The following is a 25,294-nucleotide window of genomic DNA, read 5'->3' as shown; positions in this document are numbered from 1 at the left end:
CCACTGGTGATGTCATCGGGTGCTGGTGCCGAAATGCGTCAGGCAATGGGGATTGCCGTGTTTAGCGGCATGATTGGGGTAACCTTCTTTGGTCTATTCCTCACGCCAGTGTTTTACGTGGTATTGCGCAAAATGACGGGCAATAAACCGCTGCATTTTCACGGTGAACAACCGCCAATAAGCTAAATCTTAGCTGTTTTTGCTCAGCCTACAGCGCTGTAGGCTGAGCTGCTATCCATCAACCTATTCATTGCCATCGCAGTGGCGGCAAGCTCGCCGCTTGGTGGTGCATCGTTAGAAGGAGGTGGTGCCACGCTGAAATCTTGCTAACGTCATCAAACCGATTATTTACCCCAATGCTTCCCGACATTCCGCAAATAATTGATCGACGTTATCTACCATGTGTTGAATGGGCGGAGCCACGTTGCTTAGTCAGTCAACTCCGCTTTAGGTAGGGGAGCGAGCGCTTATACGGCGCCCGCTCCTTGCCATTCTGCGTAATATCACTGGTGACTAAAGCGCTTCAGTATCTCTATCGAGGTAGCTAATCGGTGGCGTGCTGCCAACTCTATAATCTTCGCGATAGATATCAGAAATTCACCTATACTGTGGGTGATTACCCTGTCGTTGTCACACCTATTGGTATCAATTAGTTGATTACACACTCTTTGGGGGAGTGTGAATCAAGGAGCTTTGTCCATGCGAACTACTCTAAAAACACGCTTACTGGCCTCAAGTATGCTAACCGTACTACTGACCGTAGTAGCGCTGGTGGTGATGTCTTCCTATTTTATCCGTACCAACGCGATGCATTCGACGGAGCGAGAGTTGCAGTCACTCATTGATACGTTTGCTAAAGGGATGGGCAGCTGGATGAATGATCGACAAAACACCGTCAAGTCGCTGGGAGATACCATTGAAAAAAATCCAGACCAAGATGTGACGCCATTTTTGATGGAAGCCTATCAAGCGTTGGGTTTTGGCTTGACTTACTACGGTGATGAGCAGGGCAATATGTTCCGCCAAGACCCGTCGTTGCATGTCGAGGGTTATGACCCACGCGTGCGTTCTTGGTACAAAGGGGCCAAGGAAACTCGCAAAATGTTTGTTAGTGCGCCTTATATCAGCGCGACCACGGGGACACAGGTAATTACCATCTCTCAACCGGTTAACAAGAATGGGCAATTGGTGGGGGTGGCTGCCAGTAACGTAGAGATTGGGGAATTAACCGAGTCGGTGCGTAAGCTCGCCTTGCCCGGTGACGGCTATGGTATTTTGCTGCAACGTAATGGGGTGATGGTGAGCCATCCCAATGCCGAGCTGAACAATAAACCGATCACCGATTTTGGTAGCCAATTTACCGAAAGTTGGCTGCGGCAACGGGCTAACTCTAACAAACTGGATCAATTTGATTTTGATGGCTCCACTAAGCTGTTTTACGTCGCTGATATTCCTAATACCGATTGGTCAATGGTGTTTGTGATTGAAAAAGCGAGCATCATGGCCGAGGCCACCAAACTAGCATGGTTAATGATTGGGGTCGGAGTTGGCTTCTTGGTGTTGTTCGCCTTGGTATTGATGGCGGTATTTAAGTTCCAATTGAGAGATCTCGAACGGGTGTCTGCAGCGCTGAACGAGATTTCACAAGGGGCAGGAGATCTCACCGTCAACATTGAAACTAGGAACTCCCACGATGAGATCGGTGTGCTAGCTCATGGCTTTAACGTATTTGTGGCGCACCTGCATGGCATGATTAGCCGCATGGGCGATATCGCCAACCAGTTGGGCACGCAATCTGCGGATGCCCGTCGCTCTGCCGAGCAAAACCAACAGCACATCACCATACAGCAAGATGAAATTACCATGGTCGCCACCGCAGTGACTGAAATGGCCAGTGCGACCGAAGAGATTGCTAGCAACGCCGAGTTAACCGCGCAAACCTCACAAGATGCGGTGAAATTGGCGGAAAGTGGTCAGCAGCAAGTCACGAAGAGTCAAACGTCGATTCGCAATCTGGCGGAAGAGGTGTCCAATGCCGGACATATTATTAGCGAGCTGAATCAGCATTCGCAGAAGATTAACGGCATCCTGCTAACTATTAGTGGCATTTCAGAACAGACCAACTTGTTAGCGCTGAACGCCGCCATTGAAGCAGCGCGCGCTGGGGAACAAGGGCGCGGTTTTGCCGTGGTAGCCGACGAAGTGCGGGTGTTATCGCAACGTACGCATGCCTCGACGCAAGAGATCCAAGCAATGATTGAAACACTACAGCGCACCGCCTCAAAAGCGGTGGCCTCGATGGAAAATAGCCATCGCATGGCCGAGATGAGCGTGGGTGATGTAGAAACTGCTAGCGACAGCCTGCAGCAGATCAACAATGCCATTAATCAGATTTCCGATATGGCCAGCCAGATCGCCACGGCCGCGGAAGAACAAACCTCAGTGACTAGCGAGATTAACCGCAATACTGAGGCGATTCGCGAAGTGTCGTTAGGCTTGTCCGATGGCGCGATTGAATCTACCCATAAAGCGCATCAACTGTCGGAATTGGCGGATGCACTGCAAAGCGAAGTTGGGCGTTTCAAACTCTAACAAATGGTAACCCTTAAGCAGGTTAATCGCTGGCATAAGCGTGATAGAGTCGCTCTTTAGCTGCATCATGTTTATACCTACCATGGCAGCATCGTGATTAATTTGCTTGAGGGAACAAGATTGAACGCTAGCAAACTATTTTATGCCGCTGTCGTCATGGTGCTTGGTCACTGTTTGGCGCCGTTAGCAATGGCGCAGGACGTCACCTTTGCACCGCTGAACATCGGCGAAAGTGTGCGGTTCAGGTCGACCGTGCTGAAGGAATCGCGTCAACTCAATGTCTACCTTCCCCAGAGTTATTCATACAATTCCACGCAAAACTATCCGGTGATTTACGTGCTTGATGGTTCGATGGATGAAGACTTTTTACATATCGCTGGCCTGAGTCAATTTGCTTCATATCCTTGGATTGATATGTTGCCTGAATCCATCGTAGTGGGCATAGCCAATGTAGACCGAAAACGGGACTTTACCGCCACACCCAATAATTCAGAGGATAAACGTGATTTTCCCACTGCGGGCGGCTCGGCTAGATTTATCCAAATGTTGGCGGAAGAAATTCAGCCCTTAATTAAGCAACGTTACCGCAGCAGCGGTAAGCGCACCTTGATTGGGCAATCTCTCGGCGGCTTGCTCGCCACTGAAATACTGTTCAAGCAACCTGCGCTGTTTGATAATTATATCGTTATCAGTCCCAGTTTGTGGTGGAACCGACATGCGCTGCTCAATTCTACATTGCCGATGTTTAGCCAGCCTACTGCGGTTTTCGTTGGCGTTGGTAAAGAGGGCGATGAGATGGAAAGTCTAGCCAAGCAACTATTTGAAAAGCTTCAGGCACAGTCTTCAAAGCAGCCATTGCAACTCAAAGTGAGTTTCCAGTACTTTCCTAAACTAGATCACGGCGATGCTTTGCATATGGCCGTTTACGCGGCCTTTGAACAGCTGTTTTCATCACCTCCAGCCGCACATTAGTCTATCTGCCGTACTGTATGACGCCCTCAGTTTGACTGGAACTAGGAAACATGTGTGCAGAGCAGTTGGCTCGAATTTGACCAAAAACGAATATCCAACCATATGCAGCTATAAGAACTACGCAGATGTTTGGCAGTTTTGCTCACCATTACACAGGGCATGGAATCAAGCCAAGCGAATAACTAGCGCTGTTTTAGTAGGAGAGTGCACTGTCGGTCGCTACCTCGCTAGACCAAGACCAAGTCTTTCTTGCGCCTAACTAAATCAAAACCATGTTTAATACCTGATAGCACTTCTGCTTCATATGATTTATCTAACCCGACCAATTCTGCCAGCGCGATACCTAGTTCATTGGCAAGGTCGCAAAGTTCGAGGTCGTTGCTCGGTAATGCTTGCACCGATGTGCGCACCGTTGTTAGCAACTCATCGATGTTCACCGTTGTTCTTATGCTCTTATGATTTGGAGCATCGTTAAAACAGGGCAATCCCTTTTCTTTACCGAGCGCTATGTAGATTTTTAGTGATCGACGGCCTTCAATTTCAAGAGCTTGTAGGTTGTCTGCATAGAAGTCCGCTCCACCGTTAAGGCCTATAAATTCCCCTCTAAATTGACCTGACTCTTGGTCAACCGTGACGTTAGCGTGAACTCCATCAATGACTATCTTATTGCTCATTGCTATCTCTATCTTCTAGTACGAATTAACGGTTATTCTGGTATTAAAAGCGTAACAACTGCTTGATGCATTTTGTAGTTTTTAGACTGATTGTGTGGGAAATATACTCAAATTCGGTAGGTTAGACGCATTGTTTTTATTTTGTAACCAACTGAAATTTTTTACTAACTTTCAAAACGCTAGACTCATGCCTGCTTATGGTTATATCGACAATATCTAAACCTAGCTGCTGCTTATCCTGTAAAACTAAGCTTTCATGGCGTTTTTGACATAAACATCAAAGCGGTTTTTTTTGGTTTCAATCACGGCCGATGGCGTTAGGCCGGCGAGATCTTCGGCGTAGTCTGGCCGTTTGACCACTACGCGTTTGCTGGCAATTTGCAGCGCTGGCGCGAGTAAGGCGTCAGCATCATCATCGCAGCCAACGAGGGTTTGAAATACCCGCATCTCTTTTTTTACCAATGCAGACTTTTCGCGGTGCGGATACATAGGGTCGAGATACACCACATCCACGCTGTTGGCCATTTCTTCGGCCAGCAGTTCGATGTGATGGCTCGGCAGCAGGTGCATGCGTTGCAGCATCCAACTCCCGATTTCGCTGTCTTGATACGCTCGTTGCAGGCCATTATCAAGCAACGCTGCTACCACTGGATGACGTTCTACCAGTGACACATTGCAGCCCAAACTTGCCAGCACAAACGCATCACGGCCGAGTCCTGCGGTGCCATCAAGTACCGTTGGATTGACGCCTTGTTTTAAACCCGCCGCTTTAGCTATCGCTTGCCCGCGACCCCCACCAAACTTGCGCCGATGCGCGACCGCGCCTTCAATAAAATCGACGCTGATACCGCCGAGTTTCGGTTCATCCCGTTTGAATAGCGTTAGCTGTTGCTCTACCAGTTTGAGTTCAAATAACGCATCGGGCGTGTACACAAGTTGCCAGCGAGCGGCAATGGCACTGAGGGCGCTATTATCGGCATCAAAATAGATATCAAACGGCGTGCGGCTCACAGGCGAGTTCCTTAACATTGAATTGGGCGCATTATGCCAAAACTGCGCGGTGGCTGATAGCGTTGCTCGGATGCAATTTTGGCCACAGCTCTCTATAATGCCGCCATCTTCGTTGATGGAATTGATTATGCTCAGCTATCGCCACGGTTTTCATGCCGGAAACTACGCCGACGTGCTCAAACACGCTGTGTTACTACAAACCCTGCAGTTGATGTACAAAAAAGATAAACCTTTGGTGTATATCGACACCCACGCGGGTGCCGGCGGTTATAGCCTTGAGGACGAATTCTCGCAAAAGACAGGCGAATATCTCGATGGTGTGGCGCGGTTGTGGCAAGCCAACGATTTGCCCGAAAGTTTGCAGATGTACCTCGACAACGTGCGTCATTTTAACGCCAACGATGATGAGTTAGTGCAGTACCCCGGTTCGCCTGCGATGGTGGATATGAATCTGCGCGACCAAGATCGCATGGTGCTGCATGAGCTGCATTCCACCGAGCAAGAGATGCTGGCTGATTACTTCGCCGGTGATAAGCAAGTGCAAGTGGTTAACGGTGACGGGCTAAAAGGTTTATTGGCCGCGGTGCCGCCGTTGGAGCGTCGTGGCGTTATCTTGATTGATCCAAGTTACGAGATCAAAAGTGACTATGACACCGTGGCGGAGACCATCATCAAAACGCACCGTAAGTTTGCCACTGGGGTGTACTTACTATGGTATCCCATTGTTGACCGTGAACGCACCGAAGGCATGCTGCAACAGTTGAAGGACAGCGGCATTCGCCGTCAGTTACGCATTGAGCAATCGGTACGTGCCGATTCCAATGAATTTGGTATGACCGGCGCTGGCATGTGGGTGATCAATCCACCGTGGCAATTAGATACCCATGCAGAAGCGATGCTGCAGTACCTTAAACCTTTGTTGGGTGATGCTGATGGTAGCGTGACTCTGACATGGGAAGTGGGCGAATAGCGCGGTTGGTGTGAGCGCTGCCATTAGTATTGCCGCCGAGTATGCCTCGGTTAAAGCTGGCGATAACGCTGTAGTAGAATTTGCACCCGTTCCACATAGCTTTTGGTCTCGGGATAGTTGGGAATTGCCCCCAACTGTTCCACCAATGTGGGGCCTGCGTTATAGGCCGCGCAGGCTAAAGCGATATCCCCATTAAAACGGTCAAGCAGCTGAGCCAGATAGCGACTACCGCCGTTGATATTCTCTCTGGCGTTGTAGCGGTTTGCTACGCCAACTTCTTTGGCCGTCTCCGGCATCAATTGCATTAAACCCACCGCGCCTGAGCGTGAACGTGCGCCCGAATTAAATGCCGACTCGGCATGGATAACTGCGCGAATTAATGCCGGGTCGAGTTGATAGCGGGCGGCCGCTTTGGCGATTTCTGCTTGATACTTGGCGGTATATAAAGGCGTGCGTTGCCAATTGATTTTTGATTCCGGATTACAGGCATAACAATCAAACAATAAACGCTTATAGGGACGATCTGACGGCTTTTTGTCACTAAAAACCACCACCCCATTAGCATTTGTGTAACGAAATACCTGTTCTTGTTTGTTTTGTGGTTCTGCCCATGCAGCATTGGTACTCAGTAGTAGTAGGGTTGAAAAGATAATTTTTTTAGAAAAAATGTTTACTTTCAATCTAATAGATGTTGATTTTGATGCTGGCTGTAGCGATAAAATATGACGCTGCACTGTAGGTGATAAATTATGCACCCCCACAATAAACTCGCGCAATAATGGCCGCAGATGGCTATACAGATTCGTCATTTTTTGCTGTTCATTAAACATCTAGGTCAAGTTACCGAATTAACCTATCACACTTAGCGAATGTCATAGGGCTTTGTTATTGATCTTGATGAAGTAAGTTTAATCATTCGGCTAAAAAATATTCAGCAAGCATTCAGATACGCTGGGCTAAAGTGAACACGTACATGGTACACAGCGATTAGTTCATTAAAGCTTGCCTTTAGACCCTCCCCGGGTCTTTTTTTTTTGCCTTAAATTTACCGTGTAATTAGCGGCATATTCGGCGTTCACATCCTCGCCTTTGATTGCGCCTGCGAGTTAAAGATAGAAGTAACTGCACAAAATAAAAAGCCCAAACACGAGGTTTGGGCTTTAGATTACTCAGTGTAATGACTGAGCTTATTCAGTTTTTGATGTCTCTTTATCTGACTTCTTCAAGAACAAACGTTCAACTACCACGAAGAAGATTGGGATGAAGAAGATACCTAAGAAGGTCGAACTCATCATACCGCCGAGTACACCAGTACCGATAGCATGCTGGCTGCCTGAACCTGCGCCTGAACTGATAGTTAACGGTACCACACCCAAACCAAACGCCAATGAGGTCATCAGAATTGGACGGATACGCACTCGAACCGCATGCAAGGTTGCTTCAATCAGGCCTGCGCCTTTCTCGAAGTACTCTTTAGCAAATTCCACAATCAGAATGGCGTTCTTGGTGGCCAGACCGACGGTGGTCAACAAGCCTACTTGGAAGAATACGTCGTTAGACAAGCCACGGCCATTCATTGCCAGCAATGCCCCGATAATACCCAATGGCACAACCAGAATTACCGCGAATGGTACTGACCAGCTTTCATACAAGGCTGCCAACAGCAGGAATACTACCAACAGTGACAAGGCGTACAAGCCAGGGGCTTGGTTACCTGACAGCCGTTCTTCATAAGAGATACCGTTCCATGACAGTGCAAAACCTGGAGGTAGTTGTTTAGCCAGTTTTTCCATCTCTGCCATGGCGTCACCAGTACTGTAACCAGGCGCAGAGTTACCTTGAACGTTTACCGCAGATAGACCGTTAAAACGTTCCAAACGTGGTGAACCGTATTCCCATTCGCCAGTCGCGAAAGAGGAGAATGGCACCATGGTTCCGGCGTTGTTACGCACGTACCATTTATCTAAATCGTCCGGTTGCATACGGTACTGGGCATCACCTTGAACATACACACGCTTAACACGACCACGGTCGATAAAGTCGTTGACGTATGAACTACCCCAAGCGGTCGCTAGGGTTTGGTTTACCGCGCTGATTTCGACACCGAAAGCTTTCAGTTTTTCATGGTCGATGTTCAGCTTGTACATTGGAGTATCTTCTTGGCCGTTAGGACGCACACCCATCAGGATAGGGCTTTTCGAAGCCATACCCAGCAGTTGGTTACGGGCATTCATCAAGTCTTCGTGGCCTTTACCCGTCAGATCCTGCAGATATACGTCAAAACCGTTAGCCGTACCTAGTTCAATAATCGCTGGAGGTACAATGGCGAACACCATCGCATCTTTAAATTGCGAGAACGCACCCATCATGCGACCGGCAACCGCCTGTACGCTGTCTTTGGCGTCAGTACGTTCAGACCAGTCTTTCATGTTGACGAACGCCATACCCATGTTTTGACCACGGCCAGCGAAACTGAAGCCTGCTACGGTAAATACTGAGTTTACGCCTTCCTCTTTTTGATACAGATCTGACACTTTCTTCAGCACTTTTTCAGTGCTTTCTTGCGAAGCGTTTGGCGGCAAGGTGGCCAGCGTCATCAGTATCCCTTGGTCTTCGTCGGGCAGAAACGCTGTGGGCATGCGGGTGAACATCCACGCCACAATGGCTACGAAGCCAAGATAGATCAGCATCATGCGGAAGCTACGTTTGAGGAAGTTCGCTACCGTGCTTTCGTAGCGATTGGTAAAACGCTCGAAGCTGCGGTTAAACCAACCGAAGAAACCCGTTTGACCATGGCTTTCGCCTTTTTTCAACGGTTTCAGCATGGTGGCACACAGCGCTGGCGTCAGTACGATAGCCACAATCACCGACAGCGCCATGGCGGATACGATGGTGATAGAGAACTGACGGTAAATTACCCCAGTAGAACCTGACATAAAGGCCATTGGGACGAATACCGCTGACAGCGTCGCACCGATACCAATCAATGCGCCCGTGATTTGCCCCATCGATTTTTTGGTCGCCTCTTTCGGACTGAGCCCCTCTTCGGCCATCACCCGCTCTACGTTTTCCACCACCACAATCGCGTCGTCCACCAACAAACCGATGGCGAGCACCATGGCGAACATGGTCAAGGTGTTAATTGAGTAACCAGCAAATGACAGAATCCCGAAGGTACCCAACAGTACTACTGGCACCGCAATCGTTGGGATCAAGGTCGCGCGGAAGTTCTGCAAAAACAGGTACATGATCACGAACACCAGTACAATTGCTTCTAACAGCGTATGTACTACACCTTCGATAGATTTCTCAACGAACGGTGTGGTGTCATATGGATATACAACTTTTAGACCTTGTGGAAAGTTAGGGCGTAGCTCGTCCAACTTTGCACGCACAGCTTTAGCGGTATCGAGTGCGTTAGCACCGGTAGCCAAACGGATGGCCAAGCCACTGGCAGGTTGGCCGTTATAAAGCGTGGTTACACTATAGTTTTCTGCACCCAGTTCAACACGCGCTACGTCATCAAGATAAACGTTAGCACCCGCACCATTGGATTTCAGAATGATACGACGGAACTGTTCAGGCGTTTGCAAACGGCTTTGTGCGGTGATGGTCGCGTTCAACTCTTGGCCGGGCACCGCCGGTGCACCACCAAATTGACCAGACGCCACTTGCGCGTTTTGCGATTGGATCGCTGCAGTCACATCAGCTGTAGTCAGGTTGTATTTGGTTAACTTCAGCGGGTCTAACCATATACGCATCGCGTATTGGGCACCGAACAGCTGAGTTTCACCCACACCTGATACACGGCTCATAGGATCTTGTACAGTAGAACCGATGAAGTCGGCGATATCTGATTTGTTCATTGAGCCATCTTCAGAGATGAAGCCCAATACCATCAGAAAGCCTGAGGTGGATTTGTTAACGTTAACCCCTTGTGATTGAACTTCCTGCGGCAGCAACGTCATTGCGGCTTGCAGTTTGTTCTGTACTTGCACCTGGGCGATATCAGGATCGGCTTCGGCGTTAAAGGTCACGGTGACCTGTGCGTTACCAAAGCTATCACTGCTTGAGGTGATGTAACGCATGTGGTCAAGACCAGTCATACGTTGTTCAATCACCTGCGTTACCGAGTCTTCAACGGTTTTCGCCGATGCACCTGGGTAAGTTGCAGACACCACCACAGTTGGCGGTGCAATTTGCGGATACTGTGCCACGGGGAGCGATTTAATCGCTAGGATCCCCATCAGCATTATCAGAATTGCGATCACCCATGCAAAGATGGGGCGATCGATAAAAAAGCGTGCCATAAAATTAGCCCCGTTTTACTACTCTGCTGAAACGACGTTCGGTGTAACAGGTGCGCCCGGACGGATCCGTTGCAGTCCTTCAATCACTACACGGTCACCTTCTTTCAGGCCGCTGGTAATGCGCCATTTGTTGTTGATGACTTGGGCAGTGGTTACTGGACGTGCTTCAATCTGGTTTTGGTCGTTAACGACCATCACAATGGCTTGACCTTTGGTGTTACGCGTTATCACTTTTTGCGGCACCATAATTGCTTTAGGATCTACACCAGTGTTGATTACAGCACGTACGTACATCCCAGGCAGCAATGTATGGTCTGGGTTAGGGAATTCAGCCCGCATGGTGACTGAGCCAGTATCTGGATCAACACTGACTTCAGCAAACTTTAACGTACCATTTTGGTCATACATGGTGCCGTCTTCCAGCATCAGTTTCACCGATGCATCCTCAGTAGCTTTCAATTGACCCGCTTTCAGGCTCGCTTGCAAACGCAGCATCTGTGCGCTTGATTGCACAATATCCACCTTAATCGGATCAAGCTGTTGAATGGTGGCTAACTCAGTGGTTTGATTCGCGGTCACTAACGCACCTGGAGTCACCGTCGAAATACCTACGTTACCAGCAATAGGTGCTTTTACTTCAGTATATTCTAAGTTGATTTTGGCGGTGTTCAGTGCAGCTTCTGCCACGCTTACCGCGGCTTGAGCTTCTTTATAAGCCGCTTCCGCCGTATCAAAATCATCTTTACTGATGAAATTGGTTTTGGTCAGTTCACCGTAGCGCTTATAAGTTGCTTTGGCTGACACTAAGCTCGCTCTGGCGCGTTCTAGATCAGCTTGGGCACTTAATACACTGGCTTTATAGGTGGCAGGATCGATTTGATACAGTGATTGACCCTGTTCAACAGCCGTACCTTCTACAAAGCCTTGGTTAACGATGATGCCGGAGACCTGCGGGCGAACTTCCGCTTCAAGATAAGCTCGGCTGCGTCCTGGTAGTTGGGTGGTCAGAACCTGCGAAGACGTTTTAACTTCAATAACGTCAACCGCAGTGGCTTGGGCTTGACCTTGTTGCCCCTGCGTTTGTTGGCCTTCTCCGCCACAGGCGGACAACCACAATGCCATGCTTACAGCTGAGGCAACTTTGACAATATGCCGCATGAAAACTCCTATTGCTATGCTGATCCCTGTTAGTTGTGCGAGCAACTTGTTGGGGATACGAATTCAGTTCAAAGGGTGCGTATTTCGTAACCTATCAGACATTATCTGCGGCTTTGACATAAAGGGGAAAGCTTAAATAGTAAAATTTCTTTAAAAGCATTGATTAGTACAAGGACTTTGCCACCAAACGAGGGGACAACTGCTACTATCAAATCACCCTAAAAGCAGTCTCCACGTGTGTCTTACGCCAATTTTTATCCATGTCTGGTAGTTTTTTATGACAGAAAGGCATAGTGTACTACTGTTGCTTTAAATTTGTTAGATGTGGAAAATATCACTCACTGTTGCATAGATGGAACAATCAAATGGATCTCAATCGAGTTCAGATTTTCGCTCAGGTGGTAGAACAGGGCAGTTTTACTGGCGCGGCAAAGGCGTTGGGGCTCACTAAAACCACGGTTAGTCGCAAAGTTGCAGAGCTGGAAAAACAAACAGGTGTGCAGTTGCTATTTCGTACGACTCGTGCACTGCGACTGACCGAAGCCGGCTCGGTGTACTACAACAAGATAACTAAGATCCTGCAAGACCTAGAAAATGCTGAGGTACAGCTGAGCGCAAGCCAACTGCGCATCAAAGGCAAGATGAAAGTGGTATGCCCATTTGAGATGGGCCAGCTCTTTATGGGGCCTGTGTTTGCATCATTCTTGGAGTCGTTCCCCGATATCAGCATTGATACCGAACTGACTAGCCGTAACGTCGATATCATCGAAGAAGGTATTGATGTGTTGTTTCACGTCGGCATGATTGAAGATTCACGTATTCAAACGCTCAAACTATTTAATACCAGTACCACGTTGATGGCGAGTCCTGCGTATATCGCGCGCTTTGGTACGCCGAAAACCCCTGATGATCTGGTTAATCATCGTTACATCGACTGCCAGTTCAGTCGGCATCATGGTGGTGAAGATGGTGTAATCGGGATTTTTGACGGGCAAAAATGGCGCAAGATAGAGCCGAAAGTACCGTTTCGAGTGAATAACATTACCTTAGCGCGTGAAGTGGCGATTGCGGGGTTAGGCATGGCAGCTTTGCCGGTGCTGATTGCCGAAGAAGCGTTGATGAGTGGTGAGTTGGTGCCACTGTTAGAAGACTTCCCGATGGAGCACAATGTGTTGACATTGTCCTATCCTAAACGTGCCTATATGCCACGCAAGTACATGGTATTTATAGATTATATCTATCAGACAATGTTCCGTAACAAAGCGGAAGAGTTACTCGAAAAGCCAGATTTTGTGGAATTGTCAGAGGAGGACATTGATGCATCCTCCTCTGCGAGTTTTGACTGTGTCAAATCGTTGGAGTCGCTCGATATCAACAAGCGACGTCAGTTAGCTGCTTCTGCAGTGATAGGCGATATTGGCTGATATCGTCTGCCACAGGGGTGAAATCAATCACCTGGTAACTGTTTTTAATCAACAAATTGAGCACGGCTTTGAAGAGATTGCGGGTTTTAATTTGCATCGTTTCATAGCCTTGTTCAATCGCCCATTGTTCCACGGCATGAAGCATCTGCTGGGCTAAGCCAATACCACGAAATTCAGGTATTACGCCGCCAAGCCAACTATAAAAACGTTTTTCATCGAGTGCGTAACCGAGTTTAAAACCGACCAATTCACCTTCTACAAAGCACAACATCAATAACGCTTCTCTGCCGTACAAGCGTTGCTTGAACTCAGCAATAGAGCGTTCTTGAGCGAGCTCTGGTAACTCGGTCATCAACTCGATTACCTGCGCCAGTCGAGCTGGCGTTATATCGGTAATGATTTGAAATTGAGTGCTATACATCAGTTTTTCCCCAAGTGCCGACCAAAGGGGTCAGCGAAACGGGGCGAGTATAACAGGCGAGTAGTGCTAGAACATTAACAGATGGCCGAGCTAGTGCGCTGGCGCAAAATTAACTCTTGCAGCACTTTGAGCAGTACGCCGTAGGCTGGTAAAAATAGGCACAGGCTGATCAATAACTTAAAGCTATAATCTACCGTCGCAATCTCCGGCCAGTTGGCGGCCATAAAACTGTCTTGCGATTGATAAAATGCCACGCCGAAAAACACTAAGGTGTCGATCAGGTTACCAATCACAGTAGACGCCGTCGGCGCCACCCACCAAGCACAATGTTCGCGAATGGCAGAGAACACGCGAATATCCATCAATTGCCCAAACAGATACGCAGTAAAGCTTGCTAGGGCGATACGAAGCACAAAGTTATTCGGCTCGCTCAGCGCTTCGAGTCCTTGGAAGCTACCTTCATGGAACACCACGCCAATCACATAGGAGATCACTAAGGCGGGCAGCATGGCCATGAAGATAATCCGTCGTGCGGGGTGTTTACCAAAGATACGTACGGTGAGATCAGTGGCTAAGTACACAAAGGGAAAACTAAACGCGCCCCAGGTGGTGTGGAAACCAAACAGTTGGAACGGCAGTTGTACCAAGTAGTTACTGGCACTGATAATCAGAATGTGGAAGCTAATTAATAGCAGCAAGGCACGTTTAATCTGTGCCGGAGTTAACATCAACATATTGTGACCTTTTTAATTACTGAAGCGGGGTGAGGGAACCCGCGGGTGCGTCGCTTAAAGCGGAGGCACATTATAGAGAAGTTAATGCAGGATACAAGCTAGCCGCAACAGGCGCCATTGGGTGATACGTGCGCCCTCAACGGGGATGGCGCGCGAACGCAAGAGCACGGAGTGTGACGGTTAAAAGTCGACCAGAATCGACATGATGGTGGCCAGTTTATTTTCCAACTCTTGCCATTCAGACAATGGGTCTGATCCCGCCAGAATGCCTGCGCCAGCAAACAGATTTATGGTGCCCGGTTCAATCAGGGCGCTGCGGATGGCGACGGAAAACTCACTGACATGGCGGCTCAAATAACCACAAGCCCCAGCATACCAACCACGGTTGTAGCCTTCGTGATCACGAATAAAATCCATGGCGTTGGCCTTGGGCAGCCCGCCCACAGCCGGTGTCGGGTGCATGGCTTGCAACAGTTGAAAGTCGCTGACGTTATTTTTAAGCTGGGCCGCAATCACCCGATGCAGATGTTGGATATGATTCAGCTTAAAGATCTTCAGCGGCGCGTGGCCGTCTACCTCATCGCTCAGCGGCGCTAACTCCTGCATGATGTGAGTGCGGACGAACTGGTTTTCGACGCTGTTCTTCGCGTCGTCCAACAACTGCTGTGCTAATTGCTCATCTTCGGCGGGAGTTAAGCCGCGCACGGCAGTACCAGCTAAGGCTTCGGTTTTCAGTTGCTGGTCATTGCGCTGATATAACCGCTCAGGCGAGCAGGAGATAAAGCAACGCTCAGGGGAAAACTGGAAACCAAACTGAAAGCTATTGCGATTGCGCCCTTGCCAACTGGCTAATACGGTCCATGGGTTAGGCGTTTCTGCTACTTTGAGCTGGCTATGACGGGATAATACCACTTTGGGGGTCTCAGCGTTAAACGCGGGGTCGGTCACCGCTTCAACCAACTCCTGCCAGCGGCTTTGGTTAGGGATATCAACGCGGGCCAACACTTCAGTTTTTCGTGGTGGCGACAACGGTTGCGCTGGGCATAGCTGGTCAAGTGCAATGCAGGCGCGCTCGATTTCTTGGCTAAGGCTATTTTGCTCTAATCGCAGATTAAGCAGCAGTTCATAGCCCTGTTGTTGCCGACGCAGTTCAATGCGCGGCAGCACAAAGCGCACTCGGCCGAAATCTGGCCAAGAGGCTTCGCGGCGATCAAACGCAATACCGCCGTAGTAACGAATGCCGGGTTCGGTCAGGCAACCTAGTTGCTGCTGGTATACGCTCGCTAACTGTTCGTCGCTGATGCTTTGCTCAAAATAGAATTGATGGCAGCTACCGATAGTCGCTGTTTCTTCGTCGCTATCTCTACCGTGCCAATAGATCTTTGGGAACTGGTGCTGTGAAGCCAGCCACGCCATGAGCGGCAGAGAATTCACAGTTTCTTTTAATTGGATCACTGGCGCATGGGCATTAGGTAATGCGAACTCTGCCAGCCGCTGTTTCAGTGACGCGACGGCTTGAGAAAGAGATGTTACAGACAAAAGACGCTCCGAAAAGGCGAAACAGCAACCTGAACAGGTGAAGTGTTGTTGGCGGATAGATTGTTTAACACAAACTAAAGTTAGCAGCGCAGAGTGTCAAGCAATCAGCTATCAAGGTGTGACGCTGGCCGTGATCCTTCCCTAATTCAATATAGGTAAACTGTGATCAAAGTGGACAATATTTCATTATTACCTGCGCACGTGTGACATTATGTCGCACTGGCTACGTTTGATTCACTCCCTCTTTTCAGATTATTAGATCCTGATGGCTTTTTGCCGCAGCTTACCTTTAAGCTTGGCTGCATCCACTGCAAAATTAACAAGATATCCGTTACACGATAACTAAAAGGCATCAAAAATAATGTCCAAATTTCCAACTAAGTTGTCCCTGTTGGCATTCGCTGTGGGGAGTGTATGTCAAGCCAATGCCGATGAGATCAACCGTGATCGTCTGCTGAACGTTAACGAAGTCATTGTGGTACATGGTGACCGCCAAAATGCGGCTAGCGAAGCGACCACACACTGGAGTATCAATGCGCAACAGATCAGCGATATGGGCGCTGCCAGCCTAGAAGATGTGCTGCGCACTGTACCGGGAGTGTATGTGCGTTATGGTGGTCAAGGCACTCCGCGAGTGGATATTCGCGGTTTTAAAACTCGTCATGTGACCTTATTAATTAACGGGGTACCAGCCAACAGTGCCGATGACGGCCAGTTTGACCCAAGCGTGATCCCAACCAGCCAGATCGCATCAGTTGAAGTGTCAGTGGGCCCAACCTCGGTGTTGTATGGCCCAGGTGGCGCTGGTGGTGTTATCAACATTATTACCAAACAAGGCCAGAGTGCGCCCGCCTTTGCTGGCAAAGTTGAAGGTGCGGAAAACGACAGCTACAACATGGACATGAGCGTGGCTGGCAGCGGAGATAACTGGCAAGGCTTTGTGGGTGGAAGCTATCGCACTACGGATGGCTTCCCTATGTCTTCAGATTACCAAGCGACTGAATATCAAGGTGATGATGACCGCGTCAATGCCGACAACACCATGCGCAACATCTATGCGCAGGGTAGTTACTGGCTGAATGATGATACGCAGTTGATTGCTAACGCGACCTACCGCAGCGGCGATTGGGGCAATCCACCACGTGATGGTTCTGGTTCAGGCTCTATCCGCTATGAGCGCGTTGATGATTACCGCAACAGCGCGGTACAGATTGGTTTAGCGCATAAGTTCAACCAAACACTGACCATGCGCGGCTTTGTGTACCACAACCAAACCGACCAAGTTGAGCAATCCTTTACCGATGCCAACATTGATACCTTGTCGACTTTGCAGGACGGCACTTCAAAAGTACAAGGGGTCAACCTACAGCTCATCGCCGATTTTGCGGATAAAGGCACTTGGACCACCTCGGCTATTGCTGAGAAACAATCTTGGGATTCAGACAACACTGAATTTGCGCTGGTTGCTGATGGCGGATCAGGCTCCGGCAGTGGTAACGGCTCCGGCGGCGGCAGTGGTTCTGGCGGTGGTAACGGCTCCGGCGGTGGTAATGGTTCTGGTGGTGGTAATGGCTCCGGCGGCGGTTCTGGCGGCGCGGCCGAAGATACTTTCAGTTCAGTGAATGATTCTGCATGGGAATACACGCTGGCAACTGAGTACCAACACCAACTGGGCAACGGTATCGGTTACACCGTTGGTGCGGCGTATCATAATCTCAATGCTGATCATCGTTCCGACAACGATTACTCCGCCATGGCGTCGAGTTACTGGCAAGTACAAGATGGCACCAAACTGACGTTAAGTGCGGCACGTAAAATACGTTTTCCCTCAATGTCAGACCTTTATGATCTATCTTCTGGTAACTTGGCGTTAGAAACTGAAGAGTCTCGTCATATCGAATTGGGCATAGAACAAAGCATCGGTAATGACACGCTGTTTGAAATCCATGCGTTTAATACACGCACAGATAACTTTATTTCTAAAGATGACAATGATATCAGCCAAAACATGGGTGACTATCGTTTCCGTGGCTTCGATACAGCACTGACCAACCACAGCATCGACAAGTTGAATCTGAGTCTGGCTTATAGCTACTTAGATACTAAAAATGAAACGCAAGGAAATGCGGCGACAGATGGTGTGAATTATGCGCCTCGTCACCAGATTCATTTTGAAGCAGGTTACCAATTACCCACAGATACTAAATTACACCTAAGTGTGCAGCGTGTGATTGACCAAGTGTATTACCGCAACCAACGTGTCGACGGTGTGCGAGTACCCGTGGCCAATTCACTCGATGCGTTCACCTTGGTGGATATGAAAGTGAGTCAGGCATTCATGAATGACCAATTTGAAGTATATCTGCGGGCCAATAACCTGTTGGACGAAAACTACTACCAAAGTGACTCGTTGCCTCGTGCTGGCCGCGAAGTATTCTTAGGTGTTAACTGGCAGATCTAACTATGCGATTAATTGAACTTGATGGGGTGAGCTTTAACTTTGGCAGTTGCCAGCCGTGGGTATTTCGCGATATTACGTTTCGGCTCGATTCCGGCAGTTGCCATTGCTTAACTGGCCCTACAGGTTCTGGTAAATCGACCTTGTTGCAGCTGCTAGCAGGCTTACTGGAACGCCCCTTTGAGGGGGGCGCTTTTCGACGCCAAGGCATGCTTGCTGGGTTAGTGATGCAAGACCCTCAAGTACAGTTGTTACGTCAAACTGTGGGTGCCGAAGTTGCGTTTGCGCTAGAGAATCTCGCCTTATCTAGCGAACAGATGGTACCGATGGTGCAGCGCGCGTTGCGGCGTGTTGGGCTGTTCGTCAGCTTAGATTGTCCGATCAATATCCTGTCGCTCGGACAAAAATATCGGCTGATGATGGCGGCACAGTTGGTGTGTAATCCACAAGTGCTGTTGTTGGATGAGCCGTGGGCTCAGCTAGATAACCTCGGCGTGCAGGAACTCACTATGGTGATCCGCGGCTTAGTGGCCGAAGGCATTGCGGTGGTGATGTGTGAGCACAATCCTAGTGCGTTTGAAGAGGTGGTTGACCATTACTGGCAACTGTCTGATGGCGTGCTGATGTCGGGCATCTATCGCACTGAAAAACGTATTCCACTCAAAGCCCAACCACACTCCGATGACATAGTTGTCGAGGCTGAACCGTTCGAGTACCGTTTTCACGGCGCTGCCACGCTATTTGCCTGTGAGCAGCCATTGCAGGTATGTGGTGGCGAGTTAGTCACCATCTATGGCAATAATGGTGCCGGCAAAAGCAGCTTGATGAAAGCGATAGCTGGCATGCAAGGGAATATCTCACCGCTACCGCTTAAAGTGTTTGGGGAACGTCCTAAAGTGGGACATTACGGCCAAAAACTTGGGTTACTCATGCAACGGCCCAATCGCCAGCTGTTTGAAAATACTGTGTTAGATGAGGTGGCGTTTAGTTTGCGCCGTTTTGGGCTAGCACAAGAATATGCCACCCAGCTACTTGACGAACTTGGGCTCGGTGAACTGGCGCAGCAATCGCCACACAAATTGTCCTATGGACAGCAGCACTTGGTGGCCTTGGCCTCGTTAGTTTGTTATCAGCCGAAACTGCTACTCTTAGATGATCCGCTCGCCGGATTAGACAGTGAATATTTCGACCGTTTTTGCATGATGATCAACCGTCTGCGTCAGCAAGGTACCGCAGTCATGCTGTCGAGTCATCGTTCATTGCCGCACATTCCGGTGTCGCAGCAGTGGCAGATAGCCGACGGTTTGTTGCTTCCTTCAACGTGTTCTCAGGATGCCGCTTATGCCTATTAGTTATTCTTCGCCGTTAACGCCCGCTCCGCTCAGTATTCGTAGCTTATGGCTCAGTACGTTAGCGATGGTGTCTGCATTGGCGCTGTCATCGGCGGCCTTTTTCGCCCCCAGCCATTTTCTTCCTTGGTTAGCGGGCATCGAGTTGGTGTTGCTGGTGCATGGGATGCTCAACAAAGGCAAGATCAGCGGCGTGGTGCGCTATATCGTGCTACAGCTGCTGTTCACCATGGCGCTGTACTTAGCCATCCACGGTGGCAATAAAGTCAGTGAAGGAATATTAGCCGTCGCACGTATTTTGCTGGCGATTGTGCCGGGGTGGTGGTTGACCAACACTGTCAGTACCGAAGCGATTGGTGCTATTCTCAGTAAAGTCATGCCAACCAAATGGGCATTTGTGGTGGTGGCCTCGATCAATTTATTGCCTTACATGGCTAATGAAGTGCGAGAAATCTATCAACTGCAGCGCTTACGTGGCGCTCGTATCGCACCGAAACAACTACTCAACCCACGTAACTGGGGCGAATTCAGCTACTGCGTTATTTTCCCGTTACTCGTGCAGTTGCTTAAGCTAGCACGGCAGACGGCTGTCGCCGCCAAAGCGCGGCATTTTGGTTATCACGCCAAACGTACCTTGTGGCCTTCGCAACGGAGCGAGCATGACAAATAATCACAGTCGAGGATTTAAACTGCAGGATGCATTGTTTATCGGTTTTTGCGCCACGCTGTTAGTGGCGCTCAAAAGCATGTTGCGGTTAAAGCTCGGCCTTGCTGGTCATTCCATGCTGCTAATGAGTTTTTTCTATCTGACATGTTACTGCACGGTAGGACGCGTGGGTGCCATTACCGCCTGTGGCGTAATGGCGGGCGCGGTTGCAGCCATTCTGGGCATTGGTAACGGTGGGCCGTTGATATTTTTGAAGTTCTTTGCCCCCGCCTTGGCAATGGAGCTCATCTTATTGCTGGTGCAAGGTTTTACCAGCATTCGTTGGCGGTTAATCATTGTGGCATTGGCCGGCACGCTCGCTTGGGCGGCCAAAGGCTTGGTAGAAGATCTGCTGGTGGGTATGACGTGGCAGGTAGCGTTAGCACGCTTTAGTTGGAAGACGTTGCAAGGCGGTATTTTTGCGGTAGTCGGCGCACTGCTGGTGTTGCCAGTAGTTCGCCGTTTGAAAGCGCACGATTTAGTGCATAGCGAAAGCAAATTAGATCAGGAGTTATGATGACCGATTGGTTGATCGCTATTGATGATACCGATGATATCGGTACCAAAGGCACCGGCGAGATTGCCAGCGAGATTGGTGCCTTGCTGCAAGCTGCTGACAGCGCTGCACGCGTCAGTTTTGTCACGCGTCATCAGTTGTATGTGCATGAAAGCATTCCATACACCTCTCACAATAGTGCCATGTGTTTCTCCTACTCTGGTGCGCTCACTTTGACGCAAATTCGCCAGATTGCCATTACCCATCTACAGCAAGAGTGTGCCGCCGCAGCCGACCCAGGCTTGGCGGTAGTCGACTTAGCTCAGCTAGCTGATCGGCAAGCGTTGCAGCAGTTTGGCGTGCAAGCCAAGCAACAAGTGCTCACTAAAGCGCAGGCGTATCAATTGGCTGAACAACAGCAGATATCATTGAGTGAACATGGTGGCACCGGGCAGGGAGTTATCGGAGCATTGGCTGGGCTAGGGTTGCGACTTGGTGGTAATGATGGCCGCGTGAAAGGCCAGTTTCAGCTCGGCCAAGCCGATGCTGAACCGCAAGCTTATAGCGTTGCGCAGGTATTGCAGCAAACTGGACTGGATGGTGTGCTGAGTGACCAAGGTCAGTGGTTAGCCGATGATGAAACGCTGTGGCTTGCGGGTAAAGTCAAAGCCGTGTTTACCCAAGGAAAATTTGCCCTATTGGTGAGTGCGGGCGATTTGGGGTGGCAAAACGCCAGCAAACAGCAGCTTAAGGATTACTGATGAGCCACGAGATTGCGGCTTTTGTGCTGCGCGGCAATCAATGGGTGTTTCGCGCCGGTCGCGATGATCTACCCGCTGCCAGAGCCCAAGCCGCTAGCTGTGAGTTTTTCGCTGAAGATGACGAAGATGAACAGATAGACGACATGCTATGTAGCTGTTATAACTGTGCTTATCGCCGTTGGTTGGCCGATAGTTTTCATTGTACTAAGCGTTAATCAATCCCCTCGCGACATTAAAAGTTTGACTGTTATGCAGGCAAACTCCTCGATTAGCTTATAAAATTAGGCTTCTCAACGACGATGTATTTTGAGCGATGCCTATCGCTCAAAATAGCGTTTTATCAACACGTGTAATATGGAACATTGCTTGGAGTTGTTACATGTCGGAAGCCTTGCAGATCGCTGATCTGATCAAAGTGCCTGTCGCCAACCTTGAAGTTGGCATGTTTGTCGCCGCCATTGAAACGAATGGGCGGCTTGCTGTGACGCATGCGGGAAAGTTGTCGAAACGTAGTTCTATAGGCATGTTAAAGGCTAAAGGCATTCAATATGTATGGGTTGATGCTGGACGTTCAGATGTTGCTCCGCCGTCCCCCAATGCTGCCGCGAATGCAGCGATAGAGCCACCGCCACCTACGCCACCTGTACCTAAGTCACCGGCTAAACCCGCCAATCGTCAACAAGCACAAAACAATGCCAAATTGCTACTCACCGAAGCCAAGGGATTGATCCGCAAAGTCTTGTCTGAAACGTTTGAAGGTAAAGCGATTGAAGTCGAGCCGTTTGCTGCCTTAGCAGACAATATGATTGAGTCGGTGATGGGGCACTCAGATGCGCTCAAATGCGTCAGTGCGTTGCGCTCGAAAGATGCCTACTTGCTGGAACATTCCGTCAATGTGGCGGTGCTGTTGGTCACTTTTGGCCGCTATCTCAACTTTGACCGCGCGATGCTCAAGTTGCTGGCGATTGGTGGCATTTTGCATGATATCGGTAAAGTGAAAGTCGATGATGCGGTGCTCAATAAACCGGGCAAATTAACGCCGGAAGAGTTTGAGCATATGAAGCTGCACCAAGTGTACGCCATGCCGATCATGGCGGAGGCCGATGGGATTGACCAGATCAGTAAAGATGTATGTTTAATGCATCACGAAAAACTCGATGGCAACGGCTATCCACGTGGTCTCAAGGGCAATGAGATCCCGCTACATGGCCGCATGAGTTGTATTGTCGATATTTACGATGCGTTAACCGCAACTCGTTGCTATAAAGAGGCGATGAGCCCCGCAGCGGCATTTAAAATTCTACTGAGCCTGACCCCGTTCCATCTGGATGAAAGCTTAGTGTATGAGTTTATCCGCTGTATCGGTGTTTACCCGGTTGGCTCTTTGGTGGAACTGTCGGATGGCCGTGTCGGCATTGTGTGGGATACAGCAGATCGTGATGTTCTACATCCCATCGTGAAGTGTTTCTATAACAACAAGCTGAAACAGCTGACACCTGTTGAACTGGTTGATGTGAAAAGTTCAGCGCTCAACATTGAACGAGGTATCTCCCCAAGTAGCATGGATGTTGACCCTAGCCCCTTCTATTCAGCTTAACAGCCGATATACTGTCGCAGGCCCGTCATTTTGCTGGCCTTTGCTGTTTTGAAGGAGCTGACATGTTGCACTGGAAATCTATGGTGCTGTTACTACTGGCACTCGCGCTGCTTATTCCCGGAGTGACGCAACCTATACTGTCGCTCAGTGGTACGGTTGAAAAAGCCAAACTGTCGGCGGCAGGTATCGATATGCTGGCTGACCGAGTTGCCAGTGATTCAGATGAAGACCGCCAGCAAGCACGTAACATGATCAACATGGTGGCGGGTGTGTTAGGGCTTAATAACCTCCAAGGCGAAGTGGCGGTATTTGATAAAACCCGCAGTATTTGGGGCACAGTGACGGAGCTATACCGCAGCGGTAATCACTTAGTGGCGCTGCTGGTGGTGTTGTTCTCGGTGATTGTGCCGGTCATCAAAATTCTATTAACGCTAACGGCGTTCATGGTGCCACCGCGGTTGGCTGCTAAGTTGCACTGGTGCTCCGGCGCCTTATCTAAGTGGTCAATGGCGGATGTGTTTGTCGTGGCGTTGATTATCAGCTTTATGGCAGGCGATGCCTCCGCAGGAATGGGTGACCTAGTGACCACTCACGCGCAGTTGGGCAGTGGCTTTTGGTTCTTTCTAGGTTATTGCTTGCTGTCGTTGCTGGGGCATAGCTTGAGCCATCGTCCACAACCTGCGCCAATCGTTTAACTGTTTGCCATCTTAATAGCTAAAAGCGATAAAAATAGATTTTATAAAGCCTTTGGTTATTAAATATGGCGTTTCAATCTTGGCTCGTTAAGGAGGAACTCGCAATAATTGTGAGCAATATCACTTAGGGGCTAAGTTTGGATGAGACTGTTAGCGTTGTTGTTGGCGGTTATGGTGTTGCTACTCGCAAATTATTGCTCGGCTAGCGTGCAGGCGCTGTTGTATCTGCTGACATTTATCGGCTTGTGGTGGCTATTCGCTAAGCCTGAAAACACACCCAAATAGCCGATTCTACTGCGTTACAATGCCGCGATTGTCATCATCCACACGTTGATCTCGGATTAGACCGTCAGTGACTGGTTAGCATCACCACCGTCAATGAGCCACTGGCGATCGCCATCCACAACAGTGTTGCACTGAGTAATGGCCTCACCCCGTGTGTCCGCAGCTTGCTAATCGTAATGCCGCAGCCGACCAAAAATAAGCACACAATCAGTAAACGTTTCCCCGCGATAAATAAACCGTCGTACAGTGGTTGGCCTTGCGGTAACAGGCTGCTGATGGCGATAGCCAAACAGTAATACACAATAAACGTTGGCACTCTGAGTTTGCGTTCACCGCCAAACCACATGGCACTTAATGCCGCAATCGGCACTATCCACAATGCGCGCGCCAACTTAATGGTGGTCGCGGTTTTCAGCGCTTCTTCGCCGTAAGCAGAGGCGGCGCCCACTACCGACGAGGTGTCGTGGATTGCAATGGCGCTCCATACGCCGAACTCGTGTTGAGTGAGATTGAGCATATGACCAAGCAGCGGAAACAGAAACAGCGCGAGCGAATTGAGCACAAACACGCACGCCAAGGCTAGCGCGGTTTGGTCGTTCTTGGCATTAATGGCGGGAGCGACCGCTGCAATGGCGCTGCCACCACAGATGGCGGTACCACACGCGATTAAGTGGCCGGTGTTACGTTCCAACTTGAACAGTTTGGCCAGCAGTGTGCCGAGCACGATAGTGGTAATGATGGAGCCGAGGATTAGTGGCAGGTTGGTGAGCGTCACTTGCTGTGCTTGGCTAAACGGAATGCCAAAACCTAAACAGATAATCGACAGTGACAGCAGTTTCTTGGTCGCCGCGCCAATTGGCCAATCTTGCGGCACACCAATGACATTCGCCAATATAAAGCCCAGAATCAGTGCCGTAGGGGAATTGACTGCCGGTAGCAAACAGCAGAGTGCGAGGGTTAAAAACAGCGCTTTGCGATAACGCGGCTGCAGCGTGGCACTGGCTAACATCAAACATTGTCCTTTTACTGCCGTCATTGGCGAAGTCAACGCAGTATAAAAAATCGCAGACAATGAGAAAAATCAAATTAACTTTATACAGTGATTAAATAAAATTGAATGTCGCCCACTAAAAAGTGGGCTG

The 25,294-nt window shown here is 49.4% G+C and carries 23 protein-coding genes; 14 read left to right on the top strand and 9 right to left on the bottom strand.

Features of this window, described 5'->3' with window-relative positions:
* The 3 genes from ACN0TT_RS11985 to ACN0TT_RS11975 form a co-directional block, all read left to right on the top strand.
* The coding region (locus ACN0TT_RS11985) for an efflux RND transporter permease subunit (protein WP_417762391.1) at positions 1 to 186 on the top strand (186 nt) is incomplete at its 5' end.
* A 513-nt stretch (positions 187 to 699) separates the two neighbouring features.
* The gene (locus tag ACN0TT_RS11980; RefSeq protein ID WP_417762390.1) at positions 700 to 2,592 is read left to right on the top strand and encodes a methyl-accepting chemotaxis protein; all 1,893 of its coding nucleotides are present in this window, start codon (positions 700 to 702) and stop codon (positions 2,590 to 2,592) included.
* 120 nt (positions 2,593 to 2,712) lie between these two features.
* Complete coding sequence (locus ACN0TT_RS11975; RefSeq protein WP_417762389.1) at positions 2,713 to 3,564, top strand: alpha/beta hydrolase; 852 nt, start codon at positions 2,713 to 2,715, stop codon at positions 3,562 to 3,564.
* A gap of 227 nt (positions 3,565 to 3,791) precedes the next feature.
* Here ACN0TT_RS11975 and ACN0TT_RS11970 read toward each other — a convergent pair whose 3' ends face one another.
* A complete protein-coding gene (locus ACN0TT_RS11970; protein ID WP_417762388.1) occupies positions 3,792 to 4,238 on the bottom strand; it encodes a hypothetical protein in 447 nt (148 codons plus the stop codon).
* 246 nt (positions 4,239 to 4,484) lie between these two features.
* Positions 4,485 to 5,267, bottom strand: a complete 783-nt coding sequence (locus ACN0TT_RS11965; protein ID WP_417762387.1) for a class I SAM-dependent methyltransferase — start codon at positions 5,265 to 5,267, stop codon at positions 4,485 to 4,487.
* Positions 5,268 to 5,376: 109 nt separating this feature from the next.
* Between ACN0TT_RS11965 and ACN0TT_RS11960 the strand changes: the two genes are divergently transcribed.
* Positions 5,377 to 6,219, top strand: a complete 843-nt coding sequence (locus tag ACN0TT_RS11960) for a 23S rRNA (adenine(2030)-N(6))-methyltransferase RlmJ (protein ID WP_417762386.1) — start codon at positions 5,377 to 5,379, stop codon at positions 6,217 to 6,219.
* 50 nt (positions 6,220 to 6,269) lie between these two features.
* On the opposite strand, the gene ACN0TT_RS11955 is transcribed toward ACN0TT_RS11960, so the two are convergent.
* From ACN0TT_RS11955 to ACN0TT_RS11945, 3 genes are all read right to left on the bottom strand, one after another.
* The gene (locus ACN0TT_RS11955; protein ID WP_417762385.1) at positions 6,270 to 7,028 is read right to left on the bottom strand and encodes a transglycosylase SLT domain-containing protein; all 759 of its coding nucleotides are present in this window, start codon (positions 7,026 to 7,028) and stop codon (positions 6,270 to 6,272) included.
* 378 nt (positions 7,029 to 7,406) lie between these two features.
* On the bottom strand, positions 7,407 to 10,529 hold the full coding sequence (locus ACN0TT_RS11950; RefSeq protein ID WP_417762384.1) for an efflux RND transporter permease subunit: 3,123 nt from the start codon (positions 10,527 to 10,529) through the stop codon (positions 7,407 to 7,409).
* A gap of 18 nt (positions 10,530 to 10,547) precedes the next feature.
* The gene (locus ACN0TT_RS11945) at positions 10,548 to 11,687 is read right to left on the bottom strand and encodes an efflux RND transporter periplasmic adaptor subunit (protein WP_417762383.1); all 1,140 of its coding nucleotides are present in this window, start codon (positions 11,685 to 11,687) and stop codon (positions 10,548 to 10,550) included.
* A gap of 365 nt (positions 11,688 to 12,052) precedes the next feature.
* Here ACN0TT_RS11945 and ACN0TT_RS11940 point away from each other — a divergent pair, with 365 nt between their 5' ends.
* Positions 12,053 to 13,111: a LysR substrate-binding domain-containing protein gene (locus ACN0TT_RS11940; protein WP_417762382.1), complete on the top strand. Its 1,059-nt coding sequence runs from the start codon at positions 12,053 to 12,055 to the stop codon at positions 13,109 to 13,111.
* Here the strand turns inward: ACN0TT_RS11940 and ACN0TT_RS11935 are convergent.
* The 3 genes from ACN0TT_RS11935 to ACN0TT_RS11925 form a co-directional block, all read right to left on the bottom strand.
* Positions 13,059 to 13,532 carry a GNAT family N-acetyltransferase gene (locus tag ACN0TT_RS11935; RefSeq protein ID WP_417762381.1) on the bottom strand — a complete coding sequence of 158 codons (474 nt, stop codon included), beginning with the start codon at positions 13,530 to 13,532 and terminating at the stop codon, positions 13,059 to 13,061. The genes ACN0TT_RS11940 and ACN0TT_RS11935 overlap by 53 nt on opposite strands.
* A 74-nt stretch (positions 13,533 to 13,606) precedes the next feature.
* Positions 13,607 to 14,266: a 7-cyano-7-deazaguanine/7-aminomethyl-7-deazaguanine transporter gene (locus tag ACN0TT_RS11930; RefSeq protein WP_417762380.1), complete on the bottom strand. Its 660-nt coding sequence runs from the start codon at positions 14,264 to 14,266 to the stop codon at positions 13,607 to 13,609.
* A 180-nt stretch (positions 14,267 to 14,446) separates the two neighbouring features.
* Positions 14,447 to 15,805, bottom strand: coding sequence for an isochorismate synthase (locus ACN0TT_RS11925; protein ID WP_417762379.1), 1,359 nt, complete (start codon positions 15,803 to 15,805; stop codon positions 14,447 to 14,449).
* Positions 15,806 to 16,166: 361 nt separating this feature from the next.
* On the opposite strand from ACN0TT_RS11925, the gene ACN0TT_RS11920 reads away from it, so the two are divergent.
* From ACN0TT_RS11920 to ACN0TT_RS11880, 9 genes are all read left to right on the top strand, one after another.
* The gene (locus ACN0TT_RS11920) at positions 16,167 to 18,266 is read left to right on the top strand and encodes a TonB-dependent receptor plug domain-containing protein (RefSeq protein WP_417762378.1); all 2,100 of its coding nucleotides are present in this window, start codon (positions 16,167 to 16,169) and stop codon (positions 18,264 to 18,266) included.
* A gap of 2 nt (positions 18,267 to 18,268) precedes the next feature.
* Complete coding sequence (locus ACN0TT_RS11915; RefSeq protein WP_417762377.1) at positions 18,269 to 19,615, top strand: ATP-binding cassette domain-containing protein; 1,347 nt, start codon at positions 18,269 to 18,271, stop codon at positions 19,613 to 19,615.
* Entirely contained in the window at positions 19,605 to 20,282 is a 678-nt protein-coding gene (locus ACN0TT_RS11910; RefSeq protein ID WP_417762376.1) for an energy-coupling factor transporter transmembrane component T, read from the top strand. The genes ACN0TT_RS11915 and ACN0TT_RS11910 overlap by 11 nt, the downstream gene beginning before the upstream one ends.
* The gene (locus tag ACN0TT_RS11905; RefSeq protein ID WP_417762375.1) at positions 20,272 to 20,835 is read left to right on the top strand and encodes a core component of ECF transporter; all 564 of its coding nucleotides are present in this window, start codon (positions 20,272 to 20,274) and stop codon (positions 20,833 to 20,835) included. The genes ACN0TT_RS11910 and ACN0TT_RS11905 overlap by 11 nt, the downstream gene beginning before the upstream one ends.
* Complete coding sequence (locus ACN0TT_RS11900) at positions 20,835 to 21,575, top strand: DNA-binding protein (RefSeq protein ID WP_417762374.1); 741 nt, start codon at positions 20,835 to 20,837, stop codon at positions 21,573 to 21,575. The genes ACN0TT_RS11905 and ACN0TT_RS11900 overlap by 1 nt, the downstream gene beginning before the upstream one ends.
* A complete protein-coding gene (locus ACN0TT_RS11895; RefSeq protein ID WP_417762373.1) occupies positions 21,575 to 21,790 on the top strand; it encodes a hypothetical protein in 216 nt (71 codons plus the stop codon). The genes ACN0TT_RS11900 and ACN0TT_RS11895 overlap by 1 nt, the downstream gene beginning before the upstream one ends.
* 164 nt (positions 21,791 to 21,954) lie before the next feature.
* Positions 21,955 to 23,172 (top strand): HD-GYP domain-containing protein, encoded by a 1,218-nt coding sequence (locus tag ACN0TT_RS11890; RefSeq protein ID WP_417762372.1) that lies wholly within the window; start codon positions 21,955 to 21,957, stop codon positions 23,170 to 23,172.
* A gap of 62 nt (positions 23,173 to 23,234) precedes the next feature.
* The gene (locus ACN0TT_RS11885) at positions 23,235 to 23,867 is read left to right on the top strand and encodes a paraquat-inducible protein A (protein WP_417762371.1); all 633 of its coding nucleotides are present in this window, start codon (positions 23,235 to 23,237) and stop codon (positions 23,865 to 23,867) included.
* Positions 23,868 to 24,008: 141 nt separating this feature from the next.
* Entirely contained in the window at positions 24,009 to 24,152 is a 144-nt protein-coding gene (locus ACN0TT_RS11880; RefSeq protein WP_417762370.1) for a hypothetical protein, read from the top strand.
* Between the two features lie 64 nt (positions 24,153 to 24,216).
* Here ACN0TT_RS11880 and ACN0TT_RS11875 read toward each other — a convergent pair whose 3' ends face one another.
* Positions 24,217 to 25,161 carry a YeiH family protein gene (locus ACN0TT_RS11875; RefSeq protein ID WP_417762369.1) on the bottom strand — a complete coding sequence of 315 codons (945 nt, stop codon included), beginning with the start codon at positions 25,159 to 25,161 and terminating at the stop codon, positions 24,217 to 24,219.
* Between the last annotated feature and the right edge of the window lie 133 nt (positions 25,162 to 25,294).

This window comes from Shewanella sp., assembly GCF_048265805.1.
GTDB lineage: Bacteria > Pseudomonadota > Gammaproteobacteria > Enterobacterales > Shewanellaceae > Shewanella.
Note: the sequence above shows the minus strand (reverse complement) of the source record. Positions and strands in the feature narration are given on the sequence as shown.

Bases quoted from the DNA above. Each gene is read 5' to 3' on its own strand.
- ACN0TT_RS11950 (WP_417762384.1), bottom strand. From the start codon at position 10,529: ATGGCACGCTTTTTTATCGATCGCCCCATCTTTGCATGGGTGATCGCA.
- ACN0TT_RS11945 (WP_417762383.1), bottom strand. From the start codon at position 11,687: ATGCGGCATATTGTCAAAGTTGCCTCAGCTGTAAGCATGGCATTGTGG.
- ACN0TT_RS11895 (WP_417762373.1), top strand. From the start codon at position 21,575: ATGAGCCACGAGATTGCGGCTTTTGTGCTGCGCGGCAATCAATGGGTG.
- ACN0TT_RS11935 (WP_417762381.1), bottom strand. From the start codon at position 13,532: ATGTATAGCACTCAATTTCAAATCATTACCGATATAACGCCAGCTCGA.
- ACN0TT_RS11955 (WP_417762385.1), bottom strand. From the start codon at position 7,028: ATGACGAATCTGTATAGCCATCTGCGGCCATTATTGCGCGAGTTTATT.
- ACN0TT_RS11930 (WP_417762380.1), bottom strand. From the start codon at position 14,266: ATGTTGATGTTAACTCCGGCACAGATTAAACGTGCCTTGCTGCTATTA.
- ACN0TT_RS11970 (WP_417762388.1), bottom strand. From the start codon at position 4,238: ATGAGCAATAAGATAGTCATTGATGGAGTTCACGCTAACGTCACGGTT.
- ACN0TT_RS11875 (WP_417762369.1), bottom strand. From the start codon at position 25,161: ATGTTAGCCAGTGCCACGCTGCAGCCGCGTTATCGCAAAGCGCTGTTT.
- ACN0TT_RS11920 (WP_417762378.1), top strand. From the start codon at position 16,167: ATGTCCAAATTTCCAACTAAGTTGTCCCTGTTGGCATTCGCTGTGGGG.
- ACN0TT_RS11905 (WP_417762375.1), top strand. From the start codon at position 20,272: ATGACAAATAATCACAGTCGAGGATTTAAACTGCAGGATGCATTGTTT.
- ACN0TT_RS11915 (WP_417762377.1), top strand. From the start codon at position 18,269: ATGCGATTAATTGAACTTGATGGGGTGAGCTTTAACTTTGGCAGTTGC.
- ACN0TT_RS11965 (WP_417762387.1), bottom strand. From the start codon at position 5,267: ATGTTAAGGAACTCGCCTGTGAGCCGCACGCCGTTTGATATCTATTTT.
- ACN0TT_RS11885 (WP_417762371.1), top strand. From the start codon at position 23,235: ATGTTGCACTGGAAATCTATGGTGCTGTTACTACTGGCACTCGCGCTG.
- ACN0TT_RS11980 (WP_417762390.1), top strand. From the start codon at position 700: ATGCGAACTACTCTAAAAACACGCTTACTGGCCTCAAGTATGCTAACC.
- ACN0TT_RS11890 (WP_417762372.1), top strand. From the start codon at position 21,955: ATGTCGGAAGCCTTGCAGATCGCTGATCTGATCAAAGTGCCTGTCGCC.
- ACN0TT_RS11940 (WP_417762382.1), top strand. From the start codon at position 12,053: ATGGATCTCAATCGAGTTCAGATTTTCGCTCAGGTGGTAGAACAGGGC.
- ACN0TT_RS11880 (WP_417762370.1), top strand. From the start codon at position 24,009: ATGAGACTGTTAGCGTTGTTGTTGGCGGTTATGGTGTTGCTACTCGCA.
- ACN0TT_RS11910 (WP_417762376.1), top strand. From the start codon at position 19,605: ATGCCTATTAGTTATTCTTCGCCGTTAACGCCCGCTCCGCTCAGTATT.
- ACN0TT_RS11900 (WP_417762374.1), top strand. From the start codon at position 20,835: ATGACCGATTGGTTGATCGCTATTGATGATACCGATGATATCGGTACC.
- ACN0TT_RS11960 (WP_417762386.1), top strand. From the start codon at position 5,377: ATGCTCAGCTATCGCCACGGTTTTCATGCCGGAAACTACGCCGACGTG.